This window comes from uncultured Leptotrichia sp., from assembly GCF_938036635.1.
Lineage (GTDB): Bacteria > Fusobacteriota > Fusobacteriia > Fusobacteriales > Leptotrichiaceae > Leptotrichia > Leptotrichia hongkongensis.
In genome coordinates this window covers 1-1,096 of sequence record NZ_CALHQO010000367.1, presented here as the reverse complement: position 1 = coordinate 1,096, position 1,096 = coordinate 1, and the positions used below count along the sequence as shown (strand labels likewise).

The 1,096-nt window shown below is 33.7% G+C and carries 2 protein-coding genes; both read right to left on the bottom strand.

What is annotated here, in order from left to right:
• A partial coding sequence (locus Q0370_RS07330) for a hypothetical protein (RefSeq protein WP_299574038.1) occupies positions 1-219 on the bottom strand: 219 nt, incomplete at its 3' end.
• Positions 220-235: 16 nt separating this feature from the next.
• Positions 236-1,096: hypothetical protein (locus Q0370_RS07325; RefSeq protein ID WP_299574036.1), on the bottom strand; the 861-nt coding region annotated here is incomplete at its 5' end.

The window sequence follows — 1,096 nt, the reverse complement described above, 5'->3', positions numbered from 1 at the left end:
AGCAGAATTAAGATATTCTCTTCTAGTATTTAACTGTATTGTCTTTTCTATTCTTTTCCAAAGTTCAAGATTAATATTCGTTCCTTCAAGTTGTCCTATACCCTTTAAATGTTTAAAATAATAATTTTCTACTATTTCAAGATTTTTTGCATTATATGTTAATCTAGGTATCCAACTCATCATTCCCTCTACTTCAGTTCTTGTTATTTCTACAGCCATAACACTCTTCTCCTTTTTATTTTAAATTTATATTTTCTTCATTAAATACCGTTTGTTTTAACATCAATTCAAAGTATCCTTCTCCCGTTATCGTACTAAAACTTTGATTAAAATAATCCACATACATTTTAGGAAAATACAATTCAAACGTCTTTCCTCCCCCTAAATCTGTCTGCACCATTACATCCCTCGTTGATTTTTCATCTCCGTAAGTCATCGCCCACATTGATAGTTCTTTCACATTTTCTTTATTTTGATCATATAAATTACTTTCTCCAAAATTTCCAAGTCCTCCAAACATTCCTTTCAGGCTGTTTCCTATTCCATTTGTAAACGAATTTGTCATTGGCAGTGTTGAGCTTACTCCTAATACTTGAGAAACAAGTTTGCTTTTACTGCTTTCTTTTGCTTTTTTAGCGACTGGTTCAGTAATTCCGCTTGATGATAAAAGATTGCTGCTTAATGAGGCTTCTGGGAGTTCTTCTCTTGCTTCACTATCTTTGTCAAATAAGTGTTTTACACTTTTATACTGGTTAAATAATGTTCCCATACCAAGTGTTCCCATTATTCCGCTAACTATCCCTTCGCCTTCATCTTCGGGACTATTATTTTCTGAAGCTGTGGGAAGTAGTCTTCCTACAATTCTTAATGTTACTTGGCTTTGAGAAGCACTCATCGTTTCACCATATATTGGGTTTGTACTGTAAGATACTTCCAATATTTCATCACTTGAAAGAATTACTCCGCCTTGCTGTGTCAGTCCTCCCATTGCATTTGAAATTGGATTTTTATTTTCTCCATTTGAGACAAAGTTCATTGCTACACTTGGAACTGAAACGTTACCTAAGCCTCCGAACGGATTATTTGATGTATTGTT